The 1,032-nt window shown below is 36.9% G+C and carries 2 protein-coding genes; both read right to left on the reverse strand.

The genetic code is table 11. The features are described from left to right. Positions 1-127: 127 nt before the first annotated feature. Positions 128-505: a type II toxin-antitoxin system HicB family antitoxin gene (locus I2503_RS09375; protein WP_196967784.1), complete on the reverse strand. Its 378-nt coding sequence runs from the start codon at positions 503-505 to the stop codon at positions 128-130. A gap of 34 nt (positions 506-539) precedes the next feature. Beyond that, positions 540-731 (reverse strand): type II toxin-antitoxin system HicA family toxin, encoded by a 192-nt coding sequence (locus I2503_RS09380; protein ID WP_196967785.1) that lies wholly within the window; start codon positions 729-731, stop codon positions 540-542. Positions 732-1,032 lie beyond the last annotated feature (301 nt).

Here is a 1,032-nt window from a genome sequence, read left to right on the forward strand (position 1 = left end):
AATAAAGCTGCTGTTTCTTTACGTGTATGTCCCTCTTTAACATATTCAAGGACACGTTTTCTAAAATCAATTCCGTATGCCATAGGAATAGTATACCACATACAGTTTATAATCTAAAAGACTATATCTATAAATTTAATTGGGATTGGAGTGCTTTGGTGAGAACTTCAGAGTAATTGATTCCCTCTCGATCAGCTAGTTTGGTAAGCCATTCGGGTACTGTTACATTTTTTCGAATGGCTTTATTATTTTTTATAAAAGGTGTTGGATCTGCTTGAATGAGGCTAACAAATCCATCCGGAGCTTCTAAAGTATCTAGATCCACCCTTTCTGGTAACGTTATGCCTTCATCTAAATAGAGAGCTAGGGTACTTTCAAGAAACTCACGAGCATGCTTCATGGCTTCTTCAAGATTGTGTCCTTGCGTTCCCCCACCAAATCCTGGGAATTCTACCCAATACCCTTGATTTTCTTTATGAAAGATAGCTGGATATGTTTTTAACATGGTGACCTCCAAAATCTTAAAAGACTAGGGGCTTTTACTTCAGCCTCAAATCTTTTAGGATTTTCTTTTCAAGTCCATTCCCAAGGTTCCTATTTCCGTGGACTGAGATGGTGACAATTTTTGAAAATCCTTCTTTTTTGAAATGGTGATGGCTCCCATCGACGCGGACTTCTTTCCAACCGTTTCGAATAGCGAGCTTCATCATTTCCTTTCCTGTAAGTGGCATTGAACTTTTACCTCCTTACAAAGTATATTTTATGCGCAGTATGCGCATTTGTCAAATAAAAGGATACTTTAAAGAACAAAAATTGCAGGAAAAGTCACTGATTTGAGACAGCTAGAAAGCGATTTTAGCAACCTAATTACATTTGAGTAGGGACTGTTATCGTTTGTATTCTTTACCCGTTGTGCTAGTTGATTTAAGGGTAAGCAAGTGAATATTTTAGACTGAAACCATTTTCGATCTGGCTTTGATGAAGTAATATGGAATAAGTTAATAGGATGGCCTCTACTTTAAATTTTAAAGC

Origin of the sequence: Streptococcus sp. NLN64 (assembly GCF_015831295.1) — a bacterium.
Classification (GTDB): domain Bacteria; phylum Bacillota; class Bacilli; order Lactobacillales; family Streptococcaceae; genus Streptococcus.